This window comes from Labrys okinawensis (assembly GCF_002982075.1).
GTDB classification, from domain to species: domain Bacteria; phylum Pseudomonadota; class Alphaproteobacteria; order Rhizobiales; family Labraceae; genus Labrys; species Labrys okinawensis_A.
Map to the genome: position 1 here is coordinate 30374 of NZ_PUEJ01000010.1, position 25022 is coordinate 55395.

22 protein-coding genes are annotated in these 25022 nt (G+C 63.5%); 7 read left to right on the forward strand and 15 right to left on the reverse strand.

Going from position 1 to position 25022, the window contains the following annotated elements:
• From tatB to C5L14_RS23525, 8 genes are all read right to left on the reverse strand, one after another.
• A complete protein-coding gene (tatB, locus tag C5L14_RS23490) occupies positions 1-462 on the reverse strand; it encodes a Sec-independent protein translocase protein TatB (protein WP_105864515.1) in 462 nt (153 codons plus the stop codon).
• 99 nt (positions 463-561) lie between these two features.
• Positions 562-792 carry a twin-arginine translocase TatA/TatE family subunit gene (locus C5L14_RS23495; protein ID WP_105864516.1) on the reverse strand — a complete coding sequence of 77 codons (231 nt, stop codon included), beginning with the start codon at positions 790-792 and terminating at the stop codon, positions 562-564.
• Between the two features lie 123 nt (positions 793-915).
• Positions 916-1548: an SMC-Scp complex subunit ScpB gene (gene scpB / locus C5L14_RS23500; RefSeq protein WP_105864699.1), complete on the reverse strand. Its 633-nt coding sequence runs from the start codon at positions 1546-1548 to the stop codon at positions 916-918.
• Positions 1549-1717: 169 nt separating this feature from the next.
• A complete protein-coding gene (locus tag C5L14_RS23505) occupies positions 1718-2515 on the reverse strand; it encodes a segregation and condensation protein A (RefSeq protein WP_105864517.1) in 798 nt (265 codons plus the stop codon).
• On the reverse strand, positions 2516-3538 hold the full coding sequence (gene nagZ, locus C5L14_RS23510; RefSeq protein WP_105864518.1) for a beta-N-acetylhexosaminidase: 1023 nt from the start codon (positions 3536-3538) through the stop codon (positions 2516-2518).
• Between the two features lie 160 nt (positions 3539-3698).
• Positions 3699-5387, reverse strand: a complete 1689-nt coding sequence (locus tag C5L14_RS23515) for an SPOR domain-containing protein (RefSeq protein ID WP_105864519.1) — start codon at positions 5385-5387, stop codon at positions 3699-3701.
• Between the two features lie 66 nt (positions 5388-5453).
• Positions 5454-6581, reverse strand: coding sequence for a DALR anticodon-binding domain-containing protein (locus C5L14_RS23520; RefSeq protein ID WP_105864520.1), 1128 nt, complete (start codon positions 6579-6581; stop codon positions 5454-5456).
• A 5-nt stretch (positions 6582-6586) separates the two neighbouring features.
• On the reverse strand, positions 6587-7807 hold the full coding sequence (locus C5L14_RS23525; RefSeq protein WP_105864521.1) for a deoxyguanosinetriphosphate triphosphohydrolase: 1221 nt from the start codon (positions 7805-7807) through the stop codon (positions 6587-6589).
• A gap of 139 nt (positions 7808-7946) precedes the next feature.
• Here C5L14_RS23525 and erpA point away from each other — a divergent pair, with 139 nt between their 5' ends.
• Together erpA and xth are read left to right on the forward strand one after the other, a co-directional pair.
• Complete coding sequence (erpA, locus tag C5L14_RS23530) at positions 7947-8276, forward strand: iron-sulfur cluster insertion protein ErpA (protein ID WP_105864701.1); 330 nt, start codon at positions 7947-7949, stop codon at positions 8274-8276.
• Between the two features lie 4 nt (positions 8277-8280).
• Positions 8281-9063: an exodeoxyribonuclease III gene (xth, locus tag C5L14_RS23535; protein WP_105864700.1), complete on the forward strand. Its 783-nt coding sequence runs from the start codon at positions 8281-8283 to the stop codon at positions 9061-9063.
• Between the two features lie 103 nt (positions 9064-9166).
• On the opposite strand, the gene C5L14_RS23540 is transcribed toward xth, so the two are convergent.
• Positions 9167-9910 carry a FecR family protein gene (locus tag C5L14_RS23540; RefSeq protein WP_105864522.1) on the reverse strand — a complete coding sequence of 248 codons (744 nt, stop codon included), beginning with the start codon at positions 9908-9910 and terminating at the stop codon, positions 9167-9169.
• 303 nt (positions 9911-10213) lie between these two features.
• Between C5L14_RS23540 and C5L14_RS23545 the strand changes: the two genes are divergently transcribed.
• Positions 10214-12358 carry a CHASE2 domain-containing protein gene (locus C5L14_RS23545; RefSeq protein WP_181161307.1) on the forward strand — a complete coding sequence of 715 codons (2145 nt, stop codon included), beginning with the start codon at positions 10214-10216 and terminating at the stop codon, positions 12356-12358.
• Between the two features lie 382 nt (positions 12359-12740).
• Here C5L14_RS23545 and C5L14_RS23550 read toward each other — a convergent pair whose 3' ends face one another.
• Together C5L14_RS23550 and betC are read right to left on the reverse strand one after the other, a co-directional pair.
• Positions 12741-13637, reverse strand: a complete 897-nt coding sequence (locus tag C5L14_RS23550) for a tetratricopeptide repeat protein (RefSeq protein WP_245197064.1) — start codon at positions 13635-13637, stop codon at positions 12741-12743.
• Between the two features lie 371 nt (positions 13638-14008).
• A complete protein-coding gene (gene betC, locus C5L14_RS23555) occupies positions 14009-15529 on the reverse strand; it encodes a choline-sulfatase (protein ID WP_105864703.1) in 1521 nt (506 codons plus the stop codon).
• A gap of 146 nt (positions 15530-15675) precedes the next feature.
• Here betC and C5L14_RS23560 point away from each other — a divergent pair, with 146 nt between their 5' ends.
• Positions 15676-16383, forward strand: coding sequence for an HAD family hydrolase (locus tag C5L14_RS23560; protein WP_105864524.1), 708 nt, complete (start codon positions 15676-15678; stop codon positions 16381-16383).
• A gap of 35 nt (positions 16384-16418) precedes the next feature.
• On the opposite strand, the gene C5L14_RS23565 is transcribed toward C5L14_RS23560, so the two are convergent.
• The 3 genes from C5L14_RS23565 to C5L14_RS23575 all read right to left on the reverse strand — a co-directional run bounded on the left by C5L14_RS23565 (position 16419) and on the right by C5L14_RS23575 (position 19420).
• A complete protein-coding gene (locus C5L14_RS23565) occupies positions 16419-17018 on the reverse strand; it encodes a dihydrofolate reductase family protein (protein WP_105864525.1) in 600 nt (199 codons plus the stop codon).
• A 75-nt stretch (positions 17019-17093) separates the two neighbouring features.
• On the reverse strand, positions 17094-18680 hold the full coding sequence (gene ggt, locus C5L14_RS23570; RefSeq protein WP_105864526.1) for a gamma-glutamyltransferase: 1587 nt from the start codon (positions 18678-18680) through the stop codon (positions 17094-17096).
• Positions 18677-19420: a FadR/GntR family transcriptional regulator gene (locus C5L14_RS23575; protein WP_105864527.1), complete on the reverse strand. Its 744-nt coding sequence runs from the start codon at positions 19418-19420 to the stop codon at positions 18677-18679. Before C5L14_RS23575 ends, ggt begins: the two co-directional genes overlap by 4 nt.
• 163 nt (positions 19421-19583) lie before the next feature.
• Here C5L14_RS23575 and C5L14_RS23580 point away from each other — a divergent pair, with 163 nt between their 5' ends.
• From C5L14_RS23580 to C5L14_RS23590, 3 genes are read left to right on the forward strand one after another with little or no spacing between them, the layout of a single operon-like run.
• Positions 19584-20420, forward strand: coding sequence for an ABC transporter substrate-binding protein (locus tag C5L14_RS23580; protein WP_105864528.1), 837 nt, complete (start codon positions 19584-19586; stop codon positions 20418-20420).
• 9 nt (positions 20421-20429) lie between these two features.
• On the forward strand, positions 20430-21197 hold the full coding sequence (locus C5L14_RS23585; protein WP_105864529.1) for an amino acid ABC transporter permease: 768 nt from the start codon (positions 20430-20432) through the stop codon (positions 21195-21197).
• Positions 21194-21970 (forward strand): amino acid ABC transporter ATP-binding protein, encoded by a 777-nt coding sequence (locus C5L14_RS23590; RefSeq protein WP_105864530.1) that lies wholly within the window; start codon positions 21194-21196, stop codon positions 21968-21970. Before C5L14_RS23585 ends, C5L14_RS23590 begins: the two co-directional genes overlap by 4 nt.
• A gap of 45 nt (positions 21971-22015) precedes the next feature.
• Here C5L14_RS23590 and C5L14_RS23595 read toward each other — a convergent pair whose 3' ends face one another.
• A complete protein-coding gene (locus tag C5L14_RS23595) occupies positions 22016-24787 on the reverse strand; it encodes a valine--tRNA ligase (RefSeq protein WP_105864531.1) in 2772 nt (923 codons plus the stop codon).
• Between the last annotated feature and the right edge of the window lie 235 nt (positions 24788-25022).

Sequence of the window (25022 nt, forward strand, 5' to 3'; positions counted from 1 at the left end):
TTAGGATTTGAACACTGCGAGGGGCGCGAAGGCGGAGGGGATTTCGACCCCGACGAGTTTGGCCGCCAAGGAGGAAGGGTTGGGGCCGGCAATGGAAGGCTCGAGCACCGCGGCGCCCCCTGCTCCGCTCTCCACAATCGGTGCGATTGCGGCCGGGCTGAGCGGAGGTTCCGAATCGAACACGGACGATCTCAGGGCGTTACGTGCCAGCCCTGCCGGACTGCTGATGCTGCTCAAGGTCGCCGCGGATTGGCGCAGCGTGTCGAATTCCTTTTTGACGTCCTCGAGATTGGCTTCCTTGAGCGCCTCGTTGAACTGCCCCTGAAACTCGCCGGCCATGCGGCGCAGCTTGTTCACGCCCCGACCGAGAGAACGCATCGTGCTGGGCAGTTCCTTGGGGCCGATGACGACGACAGCCACCGCCCCCACGATCAGGATATGGCTCCAGCTGATATCAAACATGCAACGCTCGGTCTGGCGAAACGAAATGCTCCGCGTTCATACGCGGAGCCAGGAAGACTCAGTCTTCAGGGTAAGATCACCGGCGCGAACCGCACCGGCTCACCCCGCCTTGGTCTGCTCTGCAGGATTGACGGTGGTACCGGCCTGGGTGTCGATCGTCTTCACGGGCTGCTGGGCAGCCGCCGGTTCGTCGTCCGCAATGCCCTTCTTGAAGGATTTGATGCCCTTGGCAACGTCACCCATCAAGTCGGAAATCTTGCCGCGTCCACCAAACAGGACGAGTACGACGACAGCCAGAATGATCCAGTGCGTAATACCCCATGTACCCATGATACCCTCCAACGCGGCAAAGCCGATTGCAACAACACTACAACGGCGCCGCACGCGACCCGATGATCCCACCGGAATCTAGGCGGGCTTCACGGCAAAAACAAGAAGGTTCGGTGTTGTTACTCAACCTTCATGTTCGGGTTCCGGTTCGGGAAATGCAAAGGAAAGGTCGGCGGACTCCAAGGGCTCCTCATCCGGCGTCAGGGCACTGTCGTCATTGGGCATCGGCACGCTGAAGCCGGGCGGCAGGCGGCCGTCGAGCAGGCCTGCCCCCTTGAGTTCATCGAGTCCAGGCAAATCCCCGACCCCATCCAGGCCGAAATGCTCCAGAAATGCCGGTGTGGTGCCATAAGTCACCGGACGTCCCGGCGCGCGCCGCCGCCCGCGCAGACGCACCCAGCCGGTTTCCAAAAGCACGTCCAGCGTGCCCTTGGAGATCGAAACCGAACGGATGTCCTCGATCTCGGCGCGTGTCACAGGCTGGTGATAGGCGATGATCGCCAGGGTTTCCATCGCTGCCCGCGACAATTTGCGCGTCTCATAGGCATCGCGCGACAGGATCCAGGCCAGGTCGTCGGCGGTGCGGAAAGCCCAGCGCCCGCCCAACCTGACCAGATTGACACCGCGCGTGGCATAGTCCGCCTGCAAGGCGCCGATAGCGGCGCCGATATCAGCCCCCTCGGGCAGCCGTGATGCCAGCGTCGCCTCGTCCAGCGGTTCCGTCGCCGCGAACAGCAATGCCTCGATCAGGCGCATATGCTGCTGCAGCTCGGTCTGGGTCGCGACTTCCGGTTGGAACGATGCAATTTCGCCCAATGCCTAATCCTTCCCTATGCAGGCCGCGCCCAAAAAGTGGCACCGGCCGCATGGCCTGCCAAAACCCATCCACGATCCAGCGGATTCTTCCCGATCGAGCCGCGGCCGATCAGGAGGACTCCGCCTGGCCGGCATCCCCGCGCGACCGCAGATAGATCGGCGAGAAGGGAGTTGCCTGGCGCAAATCGAGCTTGCCTTCCTTCACCAGCTCGAGGCTCGCCGAGAAGCTAGAGGCCCGAACCGTCGCCCGTGTCGAGGGCTCGGCCAGATAGTCCACCAGAAATTCGTCGAGACTGAGCCAGTCCGCTGCCGGCCCGATCAGCGATTCCAGCAATTCACGCGCTTCGGCCAGCGTCCAGACATTGCGCTCGGGCAACCTGACATAGCCGACCATGGCGCGCTGGCGCTGCTGGGCATAAGCCGTGAGCAGATCATGCAGCGTCGCCTCGAAGCGCCCGTGATTGTTGAGCCTGATACCCTCGGGCATGCCCCGCTTGAATACGTCGCGCCCCAGGACGGCCCGCTCCTGCAGCTGGGCGGCGGCATTGCGCATGGCTTCCAGGCGCTGCAGGCGGAAAGCAAGGGCAGCGGCGAGCTCGGCCGCCGGCGGTTCTTCGCCCTTGGGCGATTCCGGCAGCAGCAGGCGCGACTTGAGATAGGCCAGCCACGCGGCCATCACCAGATAGTCGGCCGCCAGTTCGAGCCTGAGACGGCGAGCCTCCTCGACAAAGGCGAGATATTGCTCGGCGAGGGCGAGGATGGAGATGCGCGTGAGATCGACCTTTTGACGCCGCGCCAGTTCCAGCAGCAGATCGAGGGGACCTTCGAAGCCATCGACGTCCACGACGAGCGTGGGGTCGCTGACCGCCTTGTCCACCCTCACCTCCTCCTCGAATTCGTCGCTCATTCAGACCATGTCTCCGTCGGCGAGCGCGGCCGCCAGCCGTTGGCGCGCCTCGTCGATATCGAGCGGCTCCGGCAGATGCCGGATGCGGGCCAAGGCGGCGTCGGCGCGCCGACGTGCCTTGCCTGCCAGACTCGGAGCGGCACGGGCCACCCCCATCATCTCATCCATCTTGCCGTTGCAATGCAGGCCGAGATCGCACCCCGCGGCAAAGGCCGCCGCGGCCCGTTGCTCCAATGTTCCCTCGAGAGCCTGCATGGAAAGATCGTCGCTCATCAGGAGACCATCATAGCCGATTGCGTTCCTGATCACATGGCGGATCACCTTTTTGGACGTCGTAGCTGGGGATGACGGGTCCAAGGCCTGGTAAACCACATGTGCGGTCATCGCAGCGGGCATGTCGGCAAGCATGCGGAAGGGCAGGAAGTCGAGTGATTCGAGCTCGGCCCGGCTCGCGGATACGATCGGCAGCGAGAGATGGCTGTCCACGCCGGCGCGGCCATGGCCGGGCATATGCTTCATCACGGGCAGCACGCCGCCGGCGATCATGCCCTCGGCCGCGGCCCTGCCGAGCGTGCCCACCGTGGCCGCGTCGAGGCCATAGGCCCGGTCACCGATAACGTCATGAGCGCCAGGTACGGGAATATCGAGTACGGGCAGGCAATCGACATTGATGCCGACCTCCAGGAGGTCATGCGCGATCAGCCGCGCAGCCAGCCGGGTGATCTCGCGGCGCGTCACCGGATCGTTGGCATGGATCTGGCCATAGCGCCGTGCCGCCGGATATTTCTGCCAATGGGGAGCCGTCAGACGCTGGACCCGTCCGCCCTCCTGATCCACCAGGACGGGCGCATCGCGTCCCACCGTCTCACGCAGCGAATCCGTCAGGGTCCGTACCTCGTCCGGCGTGCCGACATTGCGCCGGAACAGGATAAAACCCCATGGATCCGCGTCACGGTAGAAGGCGCGCTCGTCGGGGGTGAGCGACAGGCCGGAACAGCCCAGGATCAACGCCGATTGGGGCATGACAGTCTCTTCGGTTTTCGGAAAAATGTGTGAAGGACGGCCAGGCCCAACTGGATCGGGGCGATCGGAACCCGGCTCCGATCGCCCCGATCCAGTTGGGCCTGGTCGAAATCTCTGGAGGGCTGAGCCCCGGCGCGGCCGGGCTCGAACCGGCCGGCAATCAATTGCGGGCGATCACGCAATCCCCGCCCGCAGCCTTGAGCTTGCCGCAGAAGGCCGTCGCCTCGGCGGGGGTCGACCAGCCGCCGACACGTACCCGGTAATAGGTGCCGCGGTCAGGCAGATCGACCTTGCGGATCGAGGGCTTCATACCACCCAGCACCCCGGCGAAGCGGCGCTGCAGCGACTGGAAGGCGTTCTGGGCATCAGCCGGCGAGCGTTGCGAGGAAACCTGGACGACATAGCTGCCATTGGCGACCGTCGCTGGTGCGGGCGCTGCTCCGGCGGCAGGCTCGGCCGACGCCACCTGCGCCGGCTTCGGCGCCGGCGGCATATGGCGGGGACGTACCGGCGGCACTGCAGGCGGCGCCACCTGGGTCTGGGTCGGCTCGACGACCGTGGTGGCACCGTCCTCCTCGCCCGGCAGGGCCTGCGCCGACGCCTGCTCGTCCGGCGATGCGGCGGCGGAGTCGGCGGGCACGGTTGCGACCGGGGCAGCGGAGGCCGGAGGCGAAGCCTGGCCCGCCTCGCCCTGGACGAGCGGCGCGGCCTCAGGGGCAACAACCGGAGCCGGCGGTGCCGCTTCAGAAGAGGGCTGGCCGGAAGGAGGCGTCGGAGCCAAGGCCGAGACATCCACGGAACGGGTCTGCGGGGCGCGCGGCTCGGCATTGGTGATCGGCGCTTCGCCCGTCACCACCGAACTGTCCGGCATGATCTTGATGGTCTTTACCCGCCGCGGCTCGTCGGGCGCCTGGGCAATCTGGGTTTCCGACGCATTGCTGGCGGTCTGGTCGGGCGCGGCAGTGCCCTCGGGGTTGGGGAGCACGATGTTGCTGGTCGTCACCGGACGCGTCGCATCGGCATCGGGTGCGGCCGGAGCCGCCGCCCCCTCCGGACGGGTCGGCACCACTGCGACGGGCTGCTCCTCGTGACGAACGAGACGTTCATCGGCCACGGAAGCGGTCTGGCTGCTGCGGTTGAAAATCTCATGAGTCGGCTGGCTTGCGACGGTGGCCGTCTCGGCTGGCTTGATCTTGACCGGATCGGTGCTTGCCTTGATCAGCGGCGGCTCGCTGCCGATTCCCGGGATGTCGCTGCCGACGAAGCCACCTTTCTTCCAGACATAGGCCATACCGCCGCCAATGCTGGCGACGAGAACGAGAGCGGCAAGGCTGACGGCGCTGCCGCGAGACTTGCGCCGGGGTACCCGGGCCTCGGCGCGAGGAGCCAGATATTCGTCATCGGCCGCCGGCGCGTAGCGATCCTCCTCACCCTCGGGATAGGCCTCCACATAGGGATTGCCGTCGCGATCGACCCAGACACCGCGCTGCTCGTCATAAACCCATTCGGGGCCCTGCTCCTCGCGCTCGTCATCGAAGACATAGGACTTCGACTGGCGCGTGGCGACATCCTGGTAGTCGCCGTAATAATCGTCCTGATAGGCGTGCACCTGCTCCGCCTGGGCGTGTTTCGACACGGTTTCCGGATGACCATCACGAAGCTCGTGCCCATTGCGATCATAGCGATCCGTCATGCCCGCCTCCCGCGAACGCAAAACGCCGGCCGCAGCATAGGCCTTTGTGTCACGCCTTTCAGCATAAACATCGCGATCGCCGCCTGCGGTTGCCAGATCGGCCAGCCATTGATCGCTGCTGCTGGCTGCGACACGGCGATGTTCGGTTTCAATCATGACTCGTTCCTGACCAGGCTGGTCGATCACCGGGGCGATCTATGGCCAAAAGCGGCCGATCTCGTTTCAGCGCATCTCGTCCGGCGCAGAACTGCCGAGCAAGCCGAGTCCAGACTTAAGAACCGTCTCGACCCCGCGCACCAACGCCAAGCGGGCGCCTGTTAACAATCGATCATCATCCCTAATGAAGCGTAAATGTGGAGCCCCGAGACTGCGATAATATTGCCGGTGCAACTCACCGGCGAGGCCACACAGATACTGGAGCAGCCTGTAGGGTTCGCCCCGCCTGGCGCCGAGATCGATTTGACTTGGATATAAGACGAGCAGCCGCAGAATCAACCGAGCACCCTCATCCTCGAAAGCGCGAACATCCCAACGCCCCGCGTCGAGATCGCCATGCCCGCGCCCTTCGCCCTGCTGGCGCAGAGCACAGCAGCGAGCATGGGCATAATGCAAGTCAAAGACAGGGTTGGCATGGCTCCGATCGAGCAGGAGATCGAGGTCGAGCAGGAGAGGAGCGCCGGCAGGCTGCATCAGCATGCCCAGTCGAGCCGCATCGTCACTGATGACGCCGGCGATCGTCGAGAGATCGAGATCATCAGGGGGGAGGCCGGCCAGTATGGCGGAATCTCGTCCCTGGAAGCGCAGATTAGATCCGAGCCGGACAACGACATCGGCTTCCTCCGAACCTGCGCAAAAGCGCCTGTCCGCGCGAAAACCAAGATGGTCCAGCATATTGGCCAAGGCGGTCCCGACCGCTTCGCGGCGTGCCTCCGGCAACGCCCCGGTGCTCTGCGGGTCTATGGCGCGAAAGCCGATCGTAATGTCGCGTGACCGTCCGCGCTCGCTGGCGCCGTAGCTCCCATCGGCCTTCAGCACGGCGGCAAGCATCGCCGCCCAGGCGCCTGGAGCCAGGTTCAGGTTCAGGAAGCCGGGCCCGGCAATTTCGACGCCGGCGATGCCCTCGAAGTCCTCCAGTATTCCGGCAATGAGGCCAGCCAGGGTCTGGGAGGCCATTCCCGCCGGCCGGGCCAGCATGAGGGCGGCGTTGCAGGTGAAATCTCCCCGCCCTTCCTGATCCGACATCCCGATGCCGATCGGGGTGGGAGCGAGATCAGCCGGCAGGCGGCCCGCAGCCTGAAGCGAGGCGATAGCGTCCTGCACGCCACGCCTGAGCCATTCGATCGGATCCATGGCGGTCAGCGCAGATCCGGCGCTGAGCCGAACAGGCGCCGATGCTCGTTGATAGCGAAAGTATCCGTCATGCCGGCGATATAATCGGCGACCCGGCGCGCACGCTTGTCCTCCCGCGCACCCTCCAGCCCCTCACACCATTCGGCCGGCATCTGGCCGATATCGGCGAACAGGCGATCGAACAGGCGGGTGACCATTTCTGCGGCATGCATGCGCACGCGCATCACCCGTTCGTGCCGGTACATGTTGGGATAGAGAAAGCCCTTGATGCCCTTGTCGGCCAGCGCGACGGCTGGCGAAAAGGTAATGAGCATCTTGCCGGCAGCCCGCACATCCTCACTCGATCGATAGAGTCCGGAAGTGAAGGCGGCCCTGCCCATCCCGATCACATCTTCCACCAAACGGGTGATTACGCGGCGCATCAATTCGTGCGTGGTGCGGCTGCGGTCGAGCCCGGGGTGCTGTTCGCCAATCTCGGCGAGCAATTCTCCCGCCAGCGGTACCTGCTGCATATCCGAAAGCTCGAACAGACCGGCACGCAATCCGTCATCGATATCATGGGCGTTATAGGCAATGTCGTCGGCGATGGCGGCGGCCTGCGCTTCGGCACTGGCGAAACTCTCGAGCTCGAGATTCTGCTGGGCCTGATATTCCAGGATGGCGACGGGAATGCCGCGCTCGCGATAGCGCGCGACAGGACTGCCATCCGCCTGCAGCAGCGGCCCGTTATGCTTCACCAGCCCTTCCAGCGTTTCCCAGGCAAGGTTGAGCCCGTCGAACTCGGCATAGCGTCGCTCGAGGCGGGTGACGATACGCAGCGACTGGGCGTTGTGGTCAAACCCGCCATAGGCGCGCATCGCTTCGTCCAGCGCATCTTCGCCGGTATGGCCGAACGGCGTGTGGCCGAGATCATGCGCCAGTGCCAGGGCCTCGGCCAGGTCTTCGTCGAGCGCCAGCGAGCGGGCGATCGAACGGGCGATCTGGGCAACTTCGATCGTGTGGGTCAGCCGGGTGCGGTAATGGTCGCCCTCATGCGCGACGAAAACCTGCGTCTTGTGCTTGAGGCGGCGGAAGGCAGTGGAGTGAATGATGCGATCGCGGTCGCGCTGGAAATCGGTTCGCGTCGGCGACTGCGGTTCGGCGAACAACCGCCCGCGCGATTGGGGCGCCACGGCCCACGGACCGCGAGGCCGGATCACGCAATCGGGTATCTCGAGTTCGGCCATCGCGCCTCACGCCTTGCTCGCGCCTGCATAGAGGTTGCCACGTGCCAAGGCAAAGCTTCTTTGCGACGTGATCGGCATTGAACCTTTGGTCCTTCGCACATATTTTCGGTTCAGGATGCAGACAAGTTTGCAGGATGTCATGACCAGTCCCGTTTCCGTGAGCGACCGCGCTGCGCGCCGGATCGCCAAGATCCTCGAAAATGAACCATCCGGCTCGATGCTGCGCATCAGCGTGGAGGGCGGCGGCTGCTCCGGCTTCCAGTACAAGTTCGTGTTCGACACCGAACGCCATGAGGACGATCTGGCGATCGCCAAGGAAGGCGCCACGGTGCTGATCGACGAGATGTCGCAGCAATATATGGAAGGCGCCGAGCTCGATTATGTCGAGGATCTGATCGGGTCCGCTTTCAAGATCAACAACCCGCAGGCCACCGCCGCTTGCGGCTGCGGCACCAGCTTCTCGGTGTGACATGGTGCGCATTGCCAGCTGGAACGTGAATTCCATCCGCCAGAGGCTTCCCCATCTCACGGGCTGGCTGAAGGACGCCCAACCGGACGTCGTCTGCCTCCAGGAAATCAAATGCGTGGACGAGGCATTTCCCGCAGCCGAGATCGAGGCGCTGGGCTACAACGTTGCCGTCCATGGCCAGAAAACCTTCAATGGCGTGGCCATACTCTCCAAGCACCCCTTCGACGAGGTGAAAACGCGGCTGCCGGGCAACGATGATGATGAACAGGCCCGCTATATCGAGGCCGTGATCTCCACCGCGTCGGGAGCACTGCGGGTCGCATCGATCTATCTGCCGAACGGCAATCCGGTCGGCACCGAGAAATACCCCTACAAGCTCGGCTGGATGGAGCGCCTCAGGCTGCATATCAGCCGCCTGCTCGCGCTGGAGGAGCCCTTCGTGATGGCGGGCGACTACAACATCATTCCGCAGGCGGCCGACGCCAAGAACCCGGCGGAATGGGTAAACGACGCCCTCTTCCTGCTGCAGAGCCGCTCCAAGTTCCGCGAATTGCTGGCGCTCGGGCTGACAGATGCGTTCCGGGCCTGCGAGGATGCAGCCGGACACTACACCTTCTGGGACTATCAGGGCGGCGGCTGGCAGCGGGACAATGGCATCCGCATCGACCATCTGCTGCTGTCGCCGCAGGCAGCCTCGCGCCTTCAAGGCTGCGCCATCGACAAGGCGATGCGTGGACAGGAAAAGGCTTCCGACCACGTGCCGATTCGCTGCGACCTCGCTCTCTAGAGGAAAGCACCTTCAGGCCTGAACGCGCTCTCCCCTAACTCTTTTTTGACGCGCCTTGGCTATTTTCGGTGACTATATCTCGCAAACGCTATCGGGCGTGTCGTCAGCCTCGCTGCTGCGGCGGGTTGAAGGTGGGGAAATTGAAGCCCGGCCGCCGCTGGCCACGGTTCTTGCCGCCACCGCCGCCATAGCGGCCGCAGAGTTGCGCCCCCGCCCCGGCCTCGGCGCAACGGGGTGAGAACACCACCGGCGGCCCGCCACGGCGCGACTTGCTGCCGGGGAAGATGGTGATCGTGTCTCCCCGCCGTTTCAGAAGCGGGCAACGCCGCCGGCGCTCTTCTTCGACCGAAAGCCCTCTCTGACGCGGACAAACCTCGATAACGCCTTCCCAAATGGTAAACCGTTCATAACTATCGCTGATTTCAGCGGTGAAATTGGTCCCTCTCACGCCGATTCCGGCGAGCGGCGTCCGGATCCAATAAGCCTTCTTGGCGGAGACGCCGGTGGCAAAGCGAAACACTCCCTTCGACAGGCCGATCACCACGTCACGGGCCTGGCCACCCGAATAGACGAAGCGGTCGAGCTTGGCGGACGACGAAGAGCCGAGCGCCAGGCGCGTCTGGTCGAGAAACCTGATTTCGAGCGTGCCGGAAGGCCCGGTGCGTACCGTCTCGTCGCGATAGACAGCGACATCGACCCCGAGGTCGCCCGACACCGTGCCGATCGCGGCCGGCGTAACGCCGACGGCGTTGCCAACGGTCTCGGCTGCCACAGCGGGTGCAAGGGCCCACCCGCAGGCGACAATCAGTCCGAAGAGGCGGAAAGTCAGAAAGCGCGGTCGTGGCATGCCGATAGTCCGCCCTGTATACGGTCACTGAGTTGTTGTTGGCGAAAACCGGCCTCCGACCGTCGGCGCTCCAAGCGAGCGAGCCGAAGGGGTGACAGCGATGCCGAGACCATCATGACGCATTCGTTTCCATGATCAAGAGGCGAGACTTTTGCGGCCCACAACCTGTCGTGGCGGCTGCCGCAAGGGAAAAGCCGATAATTCACTGGCCGAGCGGGGCGAATTCCTCCAGTAGTACTTTCTGTGCCGGAGTATGAGCGTGACATCGACATGCGGCTGAAGCGCTTTTTTGGATATCCGTTGGTGGTGGCTCTGCCGCTGCTGATCTTCGGCCTGTTGACTTTGCTTGGCCCGGCTCCCCTGCCCCGGCTGCAGGACATCGTGTTCGACACGTATCAACGCTGGCACGCCAAGGGACGCGACCCCGATTCGCCTGTGCGCATCGTGGCCATCGATGAGAAATCGCTGTCCGAGATCGGCCAATTCCCCTGGCCACGCAGCGTGATCGCGACGCTCACGCAAAAGCTGGCCGACGCTGGCGCCGTCGTCGTCGCCTTCGACGTATTGTTCAGCGAGGCTGACCAGACTTCGCCTGGACTGCTGGTCAAAAAACTACCCACCAGCGCCGAACGGGAAGCGCTGGAAAAAGCCATGACCGCCTCCACCGCCTCCTATGATGTCATGTTTGCGCAGACCATGGCGAACATACCCGTCGTACTCGGTCTTTTGGGAACCGACGTCGGCGAGCCGGCCAAGATCAAAAGCGGATACGGTCAGGTGGGGGACGATCCCGTCAATTTCCTGCCCTCCTTCCCGGCCGCCAAAAATCCTCTCCCCGTCCTTTACGAGGCGGCGCGCGGAGCCGGCGCCATCAACTGGTTTCCGGACGGTGACAGCGTCATCCGCAAGGTGCCGACTTTCGTCGCCATCGGCGGCAAGGTGGTCCCCTCCCTCTCGCTCGAGACCATTCGCGTCGCCATGGGTGCCGACACCATCATGGTGCGCGCTTCCAATGCGAGCGGCCAACCTGCCTTTGGCGCCCAAAGCGGCATCAACACGATCCGAATCGGCGATGGCGACAGAAGCATTTTCATCGACACCGACAGCAATGGCGAGGTCCGCCTGGTTGCGCGCCAATCGGAGCCGTCATCCTGGATTTCGGCTGCCTCGATCCTCGACGGCAGCTTCAATCCGCAGGACATCAAGGATCACATCGTCTTTGTCGGCGCCGTCGCCATCGGGCTGCGCGATCAACGCAGCACTTCGGTGGAAGAGGCGATCCCCGGCGTCGAGGTGCATGCCCAGATCGTCGAACAAGTGCTTGCAGGCGCCAATCTGGTACGCCCCGACTGGATGCGGGGCCTGGAGGCCTTCCTCATCCTCGCCCTGGGCAGCCTGCTGGCCTGGATCTTGAGGCGCACCCGCAACATGCCGCTGGTTTCGACGGTGGCGGGCCTCTCCATCCCGATCATGATCGCCTGCTGGAGCTGGATCCTCTATGTGCGGCAAGGCGTGCTGTTCGATGCGGTCATGCCGAGCGTGGGTATTCTCTCGGTCTTTCTTGCCGCCACGGTCTATCACTACCAGGAGGCCGAGCATCGGCGGGCCGAGGTGCGCTCGATGTTCGGCCGCTTCGTGACACCGGCGGTGGTGGAACGGCTGGTCGAGGCTCCGGATCGCATCGTGCTCGGTGGCGAGATCCGCGAACTCACCATCATGTTCTCCGACGTGCGCAACTTCACCGGCATCGCCGAGACCCAGTCGCCGGAGGGCGTGGTGTCGCTGATCCGTCGCATCCATACGCCGGCGACGGAGGCCGTTCTTCGCCACAGCGGCACCATCGACAAGTTCATCGGCGACGGCATGATGGCGTTCTGGAATGCCCCCCTCGACATGCCGAACCATGCAACGCTCGCCTGCAAGGCCGCGCTGGATATCGCCGTCATGGCACGTGAGTTTCGCGATCCGCCGATCCAGATGGGTATCGGATTGCATACGGGCGAGGCCTGCGTCGGCAATCTCGGTTCGGAGCAGCGGCTCGAATATTCGGCTCTCGGCGATGCGGTCAATCTCGCCTCGCGCCTGGAGGCCCTCACCAAGCTCTATGGCGTTGAGATTCTCGTCACCGAGGCCACAAGCCAGGCGGCGACCGGCATGCCATTCCTGGAACTGGATCGTGCCATGGTGCGAGGCCGGCAAGGTGCCATCGGCCTCTTCGCTCTTCACACCGGCACGGCGGATGCTGACTTCTTCCGCCTGCAGGCCGCCCAAGCGGAAATCCTGCCCCCCTATCGAGCCGGCGATTTCGTGCAGGCCCTGGCCCTACTGGAAAAGAACAAGGCGGCCTATCAAAATGGCTATCAGCGATTGTTCGAATATTATTCAAAACAATTCAATAGATTGATGGGGGATCCTAAATTTGTCTGGCAAGGTGTGACGCAGCTTTGACAAGTGCACGCTTGTCGTTGCGAGACGCTCACCATGGCAAGGAATAAGTGCAACGGCTCGACTGCAGAGACAGAAAACAACGGCAATGCTCAAGAGAATCTGAAACTCGATGAGCCTGTTTCGACGGGCGACGCGCCGCCTCGGAACGCGCAACCTGACCACGCTATTGAGAGACCGCTGCAACACGCGATCATGGCGCGACGACAGGAACGCCGGACCGCTGAAGAAAAAGAGAGAGGCGCTGACGTCTGTTGCTGCAACAAATCACTGCTGATACGACGGCGCCGCCGGCCCGCCCGTTCCCCGAACGGCGTGCGGGATAGACAGAATGTCAGCGTCTGGCCGCCCTCAATCCCGTTCGAATGAAACAGCGACCGTCGAACTATGAATGATCCTTGAGGAACTGCGCCAGATAAGTCAGGCACATCTCGCGCTCGTCCGGGGTCGCCTTGGCGAAGGCATCGTCATAGAGGTCGATGATCCACTGGTCGCGCTCGCCGTTGGCGCCGTCACGCGCCAAGGTCAGATACATCAGGCCGCGCGCGCCCTGGCGCGGCATGTCGTTGCCCGACAGCAGGAGATGGCCGAGCACGGCCTGTGCCTGGCGATGGCCCTTGTCGGCGGCCAGACGCAGCCAGCGGCCGGCCGTGATGGCATCGCGCTTTTGCACGGCATTGCCGTCGAGATAGATGCGGCCGAGATTGTACTGCGCATCGCTGTCGCCGAAATAGGTGGCGGCATACTGGAACAGTTCGGTCGCGTGCCTGGGATTGGGCTTCACCTCGTTGGGAATGCCGGAAACGTAATAGGAGCCGAGCGCAACGATCGCGCTGGAGACGAAGCGGGCCTGGGCGGTATCCGGGCTGTCCTCGCCATGGGCGTCGACGATGGCCTGATAGTAGTCGAACGCCTTCTTGTCGTCGCGGGGAACGCCGTCCCCTTCCGAATACATGCGCGCAAGCTTCCACTGGGCCAGGGCATGGCCCTTGCTGGCAGCGAATTCCAGCGCCTGGGACGCACCGGCGAGATCGCCGGCCTTATAGGCCCTGGTGCCATTGCGGAAGGCCTGCATCGGGGAAGGGTCGTCCGCCGGCGTCTTGGTGCCGTCGAAAGCCTGTGCTGCCACGCAGCCCAGGGACAGGAAGAGGCCAAGGCCGCTCGCACGCAGAAGACAGCGCATCCTGGCAAGCGATTTGCCATGGCGCACCGGGACCCGATCGAGGGATCCGCCTGCCTGCCGGTCGGCCAAGAGAGAAATCTGGTTCATAGTGAAGGACATAGCCGACACTTCTGCCGATTCTTTGACCGATTCACGGCGGCTCTTCTGCCAAAGCCGCAAAGTTGATGGCTTTTTCGCGACGGCACCGTTCGGCCGGCGGAATCCCCCGGGCACGTGGACACGACCACGGGCCAATCCGGCGCTATCCATTGCGTGTTCGCGAAAAGCTCTATCCAAGTTCGACCGCCACTCAAGCAACTCAACTACGTCCGGCACGCTGGAGAACTTGACGCTCCAAAATGCAGGCTGAATTCAGCGGTTACTTTGTGGCAGGAACGCGGCCAAGTCGACGGCCCAAAGCCGTCAACGCAAGACTTCGAATCCGTGTTGCTCTATTGCCACACTGGACAGCGAAGCATTAACCATAGCATTTACGGCCGTACGCGAGGATAACGTGCCATCGCTTCCAGGTCGTCAAGGTCTATGGTGTTGCGCATATACTGTTTGGACGCGTCCTTGAAAGGTTGAAAGTCCCAAGAAGTCGCTTTTCCCGAGTTCAAGGCATCGTCAACCACGCGCCTGCGACGTTGGCTGGCGCGAACATCGGCATCAATAGCAGCAAGGTCCCAGCGCGTTTCTACGTCCTTACGGAAACCCGCGACGATTTCGGCATGGGCCGGATCAGCCGCAAGATTCGTCAGTTCGGCAGGGTCGGCAGTCAGATCATAGAGCTGATCGGGATCGGCAGGCGAATGCACGAATTTGAGGTTGCCGCGACGGAGCATCATCAAAGGCGCGATGGCCCCCTCGGCGAGATACTCGCCGCGAACCTCGTCATGTCCGCCTTCCCCGAGACAATGCGGCACCAGGCTGGCTCCGTCGATGCCGTTTAGCTCCGCAGCCGCTCCGGGCTCGGCCATATCCACCAGCGTCGGCAGGATGTCGACCAGCGATACGCTGGCCTCGACCCGGTGCGGGCGATAGAGTTGGGGCGCGGTGATGATCAACGGCACGCGGGCCGAGCCCTCGAACCAGCTCATCTTGTACCAGAGGCCACGCTCGCCCAGCATTTCGCCGTGGTCGCCGGTGAACAGAATGATCGTGTCCTTGTCGAGGCCCGTCGCTTCCAGGGCCTTGAGCAGCTTGCCGACATTGGCGTCGACATAGGAGATCGCGCCGAAATAGGCATGCCGGGCATTGCGGATGTGCTGGTCGGTGATCTCCGCCTTGTCCATGTCGCAGACATGGCGCAGGCGCCGGGAGTGCGGATCGAGCTCCTCGACTGGCACTACGTGGCCCGGCAGGGGAATATCCTCATTGCGATAGAGATCCCAATAGTCCTGCGTGATCGCATAGGGATCGTGCGGATGGGTCAGCGAGGCCACCATGCAGAAGGGGCGCTTGTCGGGGCTGCGCACATGTTCATAGAGCGCCCGCTCGGCCGCGAATACCACCTCGTCGTCGAAATCGAGCTGGTTGGTGCGCACGCACAGGCCAGCATCGGTCACCGAAGACATATTATGATACCAGCTCGGGCGCTCCTGCGGATGGTCCCAATCCGGCGTCCAGCCATAGTCCGCCGGATAGATGTCGGTGGTCAGCCGCTCCTCGAAACCGTGCAACTGATCCGGCCCGCAGAAATGCATCTTGCCCGACAGCACGGTGCGATAGCCCGCGCGCCGGAGATAATGCGCCCAGGTCGGAATGTCGGCGCGGAATTCGGCGGCATTGTCGTAGACGCCCGAACGGGACGGCAATTGCCCGCTCATGAACACGGCCCGCGAGGGCGAGCACAGAGGCGAGTTGCAATAGGCGCTGTCGAAGACCACGCCGCGCTCGGCCAGGGCCGTGATGTTGGGCGCCTTGACGAGATCGAAGCCGTGCACCGGCAGGAAAGCCGGGGCGAGCTGATCCACCATGATGATGAGAATATTGGGCTTGGACTGGGACATGACGAGCCTGACGCTGGGCTGGATTCGCAAAGGGGAATAGCAATTGTCGGAACACATCGCGAGAAGGCCTTGCTCGCATCCGACACGGGCTGGCCTCAATGGTGCATTTGGGCTTATACGGACGGCCCTATTTTCGGGAGATCGTCATGTCCCCTGCCCGCCTCACCACCCTTGCCTTCGACGCCGACGACACGCTCTGGCAGAACGAGCAGTATTTCAGGACGGCCGAGGAGGAATTGGCAAGCCTGCTCGCCGATTATGCCGATAAAGAAACCCTGCAGGCGCATCTTCTGGAGGTCGGCAAACGCAATGTCGTGAGCCATGGCTTCGGCATGAAGACCTTCACCTTCTCGATGATCGACACCGCCATCGAGATCAGCAACGGCCAGGTGCCGGCGCCGGTGATCGGGCGCATCCTGGCACTCGGCAAGGAAATTCTCAACCATCCGGTCGAGTTGCTGCCGGGCGTCGCCGACACGCTGGAAAGCCTGGCGGGCAGCTACCGGCTCATCCTCATCACCAAGGGCGACCTGTTCCACCAGGAAAACAAGATCACCCAGTCCGGGCTGCGCGGATTGTTCGAGGCGGTTGAGATCGTCAGCGAGAAGAGCGCCGATACCTATGCGCGGGCCTTCGCCCGGCATGGCGAGGGCCCCGAGGCCTCCATGATGATCGGCAACTCGCTGAAGTCCGACGTGATTCCGGCTCTCCGGGTCGGCAGCTGGGGTGTCTATGTCCCCCACCCGCTGACCTGGGCCTTCGAACACGCGGAAGCGCCGCTGCACGAGCCCCGCTTTCGCGAGATCGAGGTCCTGACGCAGACCGTCGACCTGATCCGGGCGATTGAGGAATAGGAATGCAGCGGGCCGCCCCCGACGGGCCTGCGACCTCACGCCGGCCTAAAAATCCGCGCCACCGAGCCCCCCGGAAAAGTGGTCGAGCTGATGGGCTTGAGGCGCCTTGGCAAGGTGATGTCGGAAAAGATCGACAAGCCCTTGCCGAGAGCCACCGGATGCACCAGCAGGAAGTATTGATCGACCAGTTCCCGGGTGATGAGGCTGCGCGCCAAGGCGGCACCACCATGGGCGATGATCGGCTTGTCGTCGCGGGCCTTCATCCTGGCGATCTCGTCGGCCAGATCGCCGCCGGCCACATAGGCTTCGCCCCAACTTTCCGCGCCCGGCTGCAGCGGTTCAGTTTGGCTGCTTTCGGCGGTGGCCGCCTTCAGGATTGCCGGCCCCTGTTTTGAGAAGACCGCCTTGGGAATCTGGTTCATCGGCGGCGCGAACACGGTGGTGGAGGTCGGCCAATAAGAGGCCATGACCCGGAAGGTATGGCTGCCCATGACGTGCAGGCTGGCATTCCAGACATTTTCCAACTTCCAGGCCATGGCCTCCTGGTCGCCATCGAATATCCAGCCAACTTCGCCGTCGGGGCCGCAGACGAAACCATCGAGCGACATGGTCATCGCCAGGATCAATTCTCTCATTGCGTTCTCCTCGTGCCTATCCGCCCCAAGGACGTATGAGATCGACCGGTCCCGACACCGCAGGGAGTCGGGGGCTCAATAACCGATGGCAAGCCCGTCCTTTCTCGGATCGGAGCCGCCGGTCAGAGTTCCCCTGTCCCAATCGACAAGAACCATCTGTCCGCCGCCAAGCGCCTCCTCGGCAGGGCCGACCTTGTGGCCGCGAGCCTCCAGCGCGCGGAGCGTGGCCGCGGGAACACCGCGCTCGGCGATAAGTTCGCCCTTCTGGTAGAAAACCCGCGGCAGATCGATCGCGGCCTGCGGATCCATGCCGTAATCGAGCAGATTACTCAGCACATGGACATTGCCGAAAGGCTGGTAATCGCCTCCCATCACCCCAAACGGCGCGACCACGCGGCCATTGCGGGTCGCCATGCCGGGCATGATGGTATGAAGGGGGCACTTGCGCGGCGCGATGCAGTTCGGATGACGGCGGTCGATGCGAAATCCCTTGCCCCGGTTCTGCAGGACGATGCCCGATTTCGGGCCGACCAGGCCGCTGCCGAAGGAATGATAGGTCGAATTGATGAAGCTGACCGCATTCCGATCGCGGTCCACCACCGAGAGATAGACGGTATCCGATGGTTCCATCACCGCCGCCGGCAGTTCCGCGTTGGCGATGGCCGGATCGATCCTGCCCCTCAACCCGTTGGCATAGGACGAGGACAGCAGGGCGTCGACGGGAACCTCGACATGATCGGGATCGGCAATCAACTCGTCCCGGATCCCATAGGCAAGGCGCCCGGCCTCGACCTCCAGATGCAGCCGCTCCGCCCCCAGCGGGTCGAGCCCGGCGAGATCGAAACCAGACAGCAGGTTGAGCATCACCAGGGCCGTCAGCCCCTGGTTGCTCGGCGGCATCTGCCAGACATCGGTGCCGCGATAGCTGGTCCTGACAGGCTCTACGTACTCGCCGCCGGCGGCAGCGAAGTCGTCGAGGGTGTGCAGTCCTCCTATCTTGCGCAGATGGGCTACCAGATCCTCGGCAAGTTCACCCTCGTAGAAAGCCGCCCGCCCGTTGGCGGCGATGAGGCGTAGGCTCCTGGCGAGTTCCGGCTGGCGATGGACGTCGCCCGCCCTGGGAACGGCGCCGCCGGGCAGAAAGATGCGGGCAGCCGTGGCATCTTGCGCCAACAGGTCCTTCGCTTCGTGCCAATCGGCCTCGACCCGGTCATGGATCACATACCCCGCCTCGGCATAGTGGATGGCGGGGGCCAGCACGCGCTCGAGCGGTGTGCAGCCGTGATCGGCCGAAAGGCGGCACCAGGCATCGATTGCGCCGGGAATGGTGACGGCATGCGGACTGTCGGCCGGTATTTCCGTAAAGCCCTGCTCCTCATACCAGTCGATGGTAGCCGCTCCTGGCGCCCGGCCGGCACCATTATAGGCGAGCACCGAGCCTTCTCCGCCGGGCACATAGAGGCAGAAACAGTCGCCGCCAATTCCCGTCGACTGCGGCTCGACCACCGCCAGGACAGCGGAGGCGCAGATTGCCGCGTCGATGGCATTGCCGCCCTCCCGCAACAGGGTCAGGGCGGCCGCGCTGGCCAGGGGGTGGGAAGTTGCGACCATGACGTCCATGGCGCGGACGGGCGAACGGCCCGGAAGCTGAAAATCCCTCATGGTACATCTTCCTGAAACGGGTTGGGCAGAAGATCGATCGGCGCGTCGTCCCCATCGACGGTCCCCGCATCGGCGTCCTCGAGCAGCAAGGCATGCTGGACCGAGCGCAGGTGCCGTCGCATGGCGGCCTCGGCCGCCGGCGGATCATGCCGGGCAATGGCATCGACGATCTGGCGATGATGGAGCGTGAGATCCTCGAAGCGCTCGGCTGTGGTGGGATCGTTGCGCAGACGTCGCCAGGCGCCCTCCTCCCGCACGGCGTTCAGGCTGTCGAACACGGCGAGGGCAAGGGCATTGTGCGTCGCTTCGGCAATGGCCCTATGCAGGCGCACATCCCAGATGTCCCAGGTGGCGGCATCGCGGGCGGAGGCGCTCTTGTCGAGGAGATAGCGCAGATTGTCGATATCCATGCGACTTGCCCGCATGGCCGCGACCCGGGCATAGGTCGGCTCCGTCCACAGGCAGAGGTCCATGAGTTCGGCCGGGCTGGTGCTGGCGGTGATCAGCGACATGCCCAATTCCCGTTCGGGCGGGCGAGTGCCGACGAAAGTGCCCTTGCCGACATGCCGCCACAGGCGCCCTTCGGCTTCCAGCTGCGCCAGTCCGAGCCGGAGCGCGCGGCGGCTCAACCCAAGCCGCAGCATGAGATCGCGTTCAGGCGGCAGGCGACTTCCGGGAGGATAGGCGCCTCCATTCAACAGGCTGCGAAGGCTCTGGGTGGCTTGCTGTTTGCTATTCATTGCGTAACCAATTTAAGTATTGGTTCCATAGATTAGTATTGATTTTCTGGGATTGTCCATACGATTCTTCTTGCTGGCATGCCAATGTTATGTCCCAATATTGGTATCAATTAAAAAATTGGTCCCAAACAGGGGCCGGAAACAAGCCATCCGGAGCAACACCATGCGCGCATTCCGTGCCGTACTGCCTCGCCTTCGCCCTGACTTTGCTTTCCTGTCGGCCAGCCTTTTGGCGGTGAGCATAACCACCACGGCCTGGGCACAGCCTGTCCAGCCGCCCGCTGCCATTGCCGAAGCCAAAAAGATGGTGATCTGCGCCGATATCGGATCGCCGCCGCTTTCCTTCTACAAGGACGACGGTTCGTTGGCCGGTGCCGAGATCGAGCTCGGCAATGCCATCGCCAAGCAACTGGGCGTCAGCGCGGAATGGAAGCAGGTACAGTTCGACGGCATCATCCCCGCTTTGATCGCCAAGCAGTGCGACGTGATCATGTCCGAGCTTTACGACAAGCCCAAGCGCCGCGAGGTCGTCGATTTCGTCGACTATCTCGCCTCCAGCCAATCCCTCGTGGTGTTGAAAGGCAATGCGAGCCATATCTCAGGGCTCGCAGACCTTTCCGGCAAGAAGGTTGCTGTGGAGAACGGCACAACGATCCAGTCCCTGGTCGACGACGAGAACAAGAAGCTCGCCGGCGAAGGCAAGGCGCAGGCCCAGGTCGTGGTGTTTCCCAAGGACACCGATGCCTTTCAGGCCCTGCGTATCGGCCAGGTCGATGCCTATGGCACCACGATCAAGACGGCCGGCTATTATTTCAAGCAGGCACCGGATCTCTTTGAAATGGGCGGCGAACCCTTCGCCCAGGCGATCATCGGCGCTGCCTTCCGCAAGGATGACACCGAGCTGCAGAAGGCCTTCGCCGCGGCGCTCGATGCCGTCCGCAAGGACGGAACCTACAAGAAGATCCTGGAGAGCTGGGGCATCGAACGCGACGCCTTGTGAGGTCTTGCCATGAACTTCAACTGGGCCTTCTTTTTCCACTATTTGCTCGAACCCTCCAGCATCTATCTGCACGGTCTCTGGCTGACGCTCAGCATCAGCATCGTCGCGCAGATCGTCGGCACGAGCCTTGGTCTGTTCGTGGCCCTGGGGCGGCTGTCATCCTGGCGGATCCTGCAGGCGTTCGCCGCTTTTTACGTCTGGGTGATGCGTGGCACGCCGCTGCTGGTGCAGATCGTGTTCATCTACACCGCCCTCGCCGCCGCCGGCATTCTGCGCTTTCATGACATCGATTTCGGCTTCATGATGCTGCCGGGCAATGTCCAGGCGGGCATCATCGCCCTCAGCCTCAACGAAGCCGCCTATATGGGCGAGATCATCCGCGCCGGCATCACTTCGATCGATCGAGGGCAGACCGAAGCGGCCAAGTCGCTCGGCATGACGCCCGCCAAGCTCCTGCGGCGCATCATCCTGCCCCAGGCGGCGCGGATCATCATTCCTCCGCTCGGCAACAACTTCAACGGCATGCTGAAGAGCACCACGCTGCTCAGCGTGATCGGCGTGCCCGAACTCCTGCTGGCAACCCAGATGGTGACGTCGGCGACCTTCCGCGTCTTCGAACTCTATTCCGTGGTCGCGCTCTACTATCTCTCGCTCACCACCCTCTGGGGTTTTCTCCAGCGCATTATCGAGGCCCGCTTCAGCACGCCTTTTGCCGAGACGCGCAGCAAGGCGCCGCGCCGGCGGTTTCTCACCAGCCTGTTCGGAGCCAGTTCATGAGCACCGCGCAGACCCAATGGACCGTCGAAGCCACAGGCGTCGAGAAATGGTTCGGCTCGATGCAGGTGCTCAAGGGCGTTTCGCTCAACGTCCGGCGTGGCGAGGTCGTCGTCATCGTCGGCGCTTCCGGGTCGGGCAAGACCACCTTCGTGCGCTGCATCAACCATCTGGAGAAGATCCAGAACGGCCGCATCCGCGTGAACGGCCATCTCATCGGCTATCGTGAGAAGAAGGGCCGCCTCGTCGAGGACAGCGAACGCAACATCGCCCGCCAGCGCCGTGACATCGGCATGGTCTTCCAGCGCTTCAACCTGTTCCCGCATCTGAGCGCGCTCGGCAACATCATCGAAGCCCCGACGCAGGTGCTGGGCATCGACCCGGCGACGGCCCGTCGCGAAGCCATGGCACTGCTGGCGCGCGTCGGCCTCGAGCAGAAGGCGGACTCCTATCCGGCCCAGCTCTCGGGCGGCCAGCAGCAGCGCGTGGCCATCGCGCGGGCGCTGGCGATGAAGCCGACATTGATGCTGTTCGACGAACCGACCAGCGCGCTCGATCCCGAAATGGTCGGCGAAGTGCTGGAGGTGATGAAGGAACTCGCCCGCGACGGCATGACCATGATCGTCGTCACCCATGAAATGGGCTTTGCCCGCGAGGTCGCCGACCGTGTGGTGATGATGGATGATGGCCTCGTCGTCGAGGAGGCGGCGCCCGAGATTTTCTTTACGGCGCCGCGCTCCGAGCGCTCGAAGGCGTTCCTAGCGCGCGTGTCGTGATCGGCCTTATTGATGTGCCGGTCTGAAGACCGGCACACATTTTCATTACAGGCCGGCCAGGGCATCCTGCAGCTTGGCACGGCGGGCTGTGGCTTCTTCGAGGCGCTCGCGGTTTTCCTCGATCACCTCTTCCTTCGCACGGGCGATGAAATCGGGATTGCTGAGCTTGGCATTGATCTTGGCGATCTCGCCGTCGATCTTGTCGGTTTCCTTCTTCAGGCGTGCCTTCTCGGCCTCGATGTCGACCACGCCCTCCAGCGCCAGGGCCGCCACCGCTCCGCGGGCGATGATCTGCACCGAGCCCTTCGGGGCTGACGGCGCGAAGCTGATCTCGCTGATACGGGCCAGGCGCTTGAGCGTCTCGCCATGGGCAGCGACCCGTGTCTCGATGGCAGGAGAGGCGTTCACCATGACCAGCGGCACCTGCGCGCCGCCGGGCACACCGACTTCGGTACGGATCGAGCGGATCTCGGTGACGAGGTCGACCAGCCAGCCGATCTCCTCGTCCGCCGCCGCATCGAGCAGACCGCCAAGATCCGGCCAGGCGGTCAGCGCCGCCATCTGAGCCCGCGGGATTGATCCCGCCGTTACCGACCAGAGCTCCTCGGTCATGAAGGGCATGAAGGGATGCAGCAGGAGCGTGGACTGATCGAGGATAAAGGCGACCATGGCGCGCGTTTCGGCCCGCGCCGCCTCGTCCTCGCCCTCGATGATCGGCTTGGCGAGCTCGACATACCAGTCGCACACCACGTTCCAGATGAAGCGATAGACCGCGTTGGCGGCATCGTTGAAACGATAGGCCTCGATGGCGCGCTGGATTTCGCCGGTGGCCTTCTCGGCCTCGCCGGCGATCCAGCGGTTGAGGGCGATCTTCGCCGATTTCGGGTCGAAGTTGGGATCGCGCACGCAGCCCTTCATCTCGGCAAAACGCGTGGCGTTCCACAGCTTGGTGCCGAAATTGCGATAGCCCTTGACCCGGTCGATCGACAGCTTGATGTCGCGCCCGGGAGCCGCCATCGCCGCCAGGAAGAAGCGCAGGGCGTCGGCGCCATAGCGCTCGATGCCGTTCGGATAGGCTTTCCGCGTCTCCGAGGTGACATGGGCGACATCGGCCTTGTTGGCCAGGGCCGAGGTGCGCTTGGCGATGAGGGCTTCGAGCTCGATGCCGTCGATGATATCCAGGGGGTCCATCACGTTCCCCTTTGATTTCGACATTTTGGCGCCCTTCTCGTCACGGACGAGAGCGTGCAGATAGACATCCTTGAAGGGCACGTCGTTCTGAGTGAACAGGCCCGTCATCATCATGCGGGCGACCCAGAAGAAGATGATGTCGAAGCCCGTCACCACCACGGAGGTCGGGTAATATCTGGCGAGTTCCGCCGTCTTGTCCGGCCAGCCGAAGGTCGAATAGGGCCATAGGGCCGAGGAGAACCAGGTGTCGAGAACATCCTCGTCGCGGGTGATCGCAGCGCCTGCGCCCCATTTTTCATCGGCCTTGGCGCGCGCTTCCTTCTCGTCGCGGGCGATGACGTAGCCGCCATCCGGGCCATACCAGGCCGGAATCTGGTGTCCCCACCACAGCTGGCGCGACACGCACCAGGGCTGGATGTTCTCCAGCCAGTCGAAAAAGGTCTTCTCCCAGTTCTGCGGCACGAAGCGCGTCTGGCCGCGACGCACGGCCGCCAGGGCCTCCTCGGCGAGCGGACGGACGTTCAGATACCACTGGTCGGTGAGCCAGGGCTCGATCGGCACCCCCGAACGATCGCCATGCGGCACCTGGTGCTTATGCTTCTCGATCTCGACCAGGCGGCCTTCCGCCTCCATGTCCGCGACGATGCGCTTGCGCGCCTCGAAGCGCTCCAAACCGCGATAGGCCTCGGGTGCGTTGTCGTTGATCCGGGCCTCGGCCGTGAGGATATTGATCACCTCGAGGCTGTGCCGCCTGCCGACTTCGAAATCGTTGAAGTCGTGCGCCGGCGTGATCTTCACCGCGCCGGTGCCCTTCTCGGGATCGGAATATTCGTCGGCGACGATCGGAATCAGCCGGCCGACCAGCGGCAGCCGCACTTTCTTGCCGACCAGATGGGTATAGCGTTCATCCGAAGGATGCACCGCCACGGCGGTATCGCCGAGCATGGTTTCCGGGCGCGTGGTGGCGACGGTGATCGTCTCTCCGGTTTCCTTGCCCGCCTCGTCGACCACCGGATAGGCGAAGTGCCACAGACTGCCATTCACCTCGATCTGCTCGACTTCGATGTCGGAGATCGCGGTCAGGAGCTTGGGGTCCCAGCTGACCAGGCGCTTGTCCTTGTAGATCAGGCCCGCCTCGTTCAGGCGCACGAAGATCTCGATCACCGCCTTGGAGAGGCCCTCGTCCATGGTGAAGCGTTCGCGCGACCAGTCGCAGGAAGCGCCAAGGCGTTTGAGCTGGTTGACGATAGTGCCGCCCGATTCCGCCTTCCAGGCCCAGACATGTTCGAGGAACTTCTCGCGTCCGATCTCGCGCCGGTGAATCTGGCGTTCCTGGAGCTGGCGTTCGACCACCATCTGGGTTGCGATGCCTGCATGGTCCGTGCCGGGCTGCCAGAGCACATCCTTGCCGCGCATGCGCTCGAAGCGGCAGAGGATATCCTGCAGCGTGTTGTTAAGTGCGTGGCCCATATGGAGCGAGCCGGTGACGTTCGGCGGCGGAATCACGATCGAGTAAGGTGCGGCGCCGGCCCGATCGGGGCGGCCCGCGCGGAAGGCCTGCGCCTCTTCCCAGGCCGCGGACACGCGCGGCTCGACGCTGGCGGGGTCAAAGGTGGTCTCGATCATGATCTTCTTTCAAGGCAAGTCAGATGGCGTGGGCGGCAGGCACAGGCGCCGGCGGCTCCGTGATTCGGCCTGCCGGCATGCCCACGCGTGAACAGCCCACGCAATTCACGGCCGGTAGTGGCAGAAACGGGCCCTCAAAGTCAACGAAACAAGCGCCATCGCTGCTGAACTTGGCCGCTTTGCGGGATTTCCCGGCCCCCCAAGGCGATCTCGATCACACCCTCCCCTCTTCCCG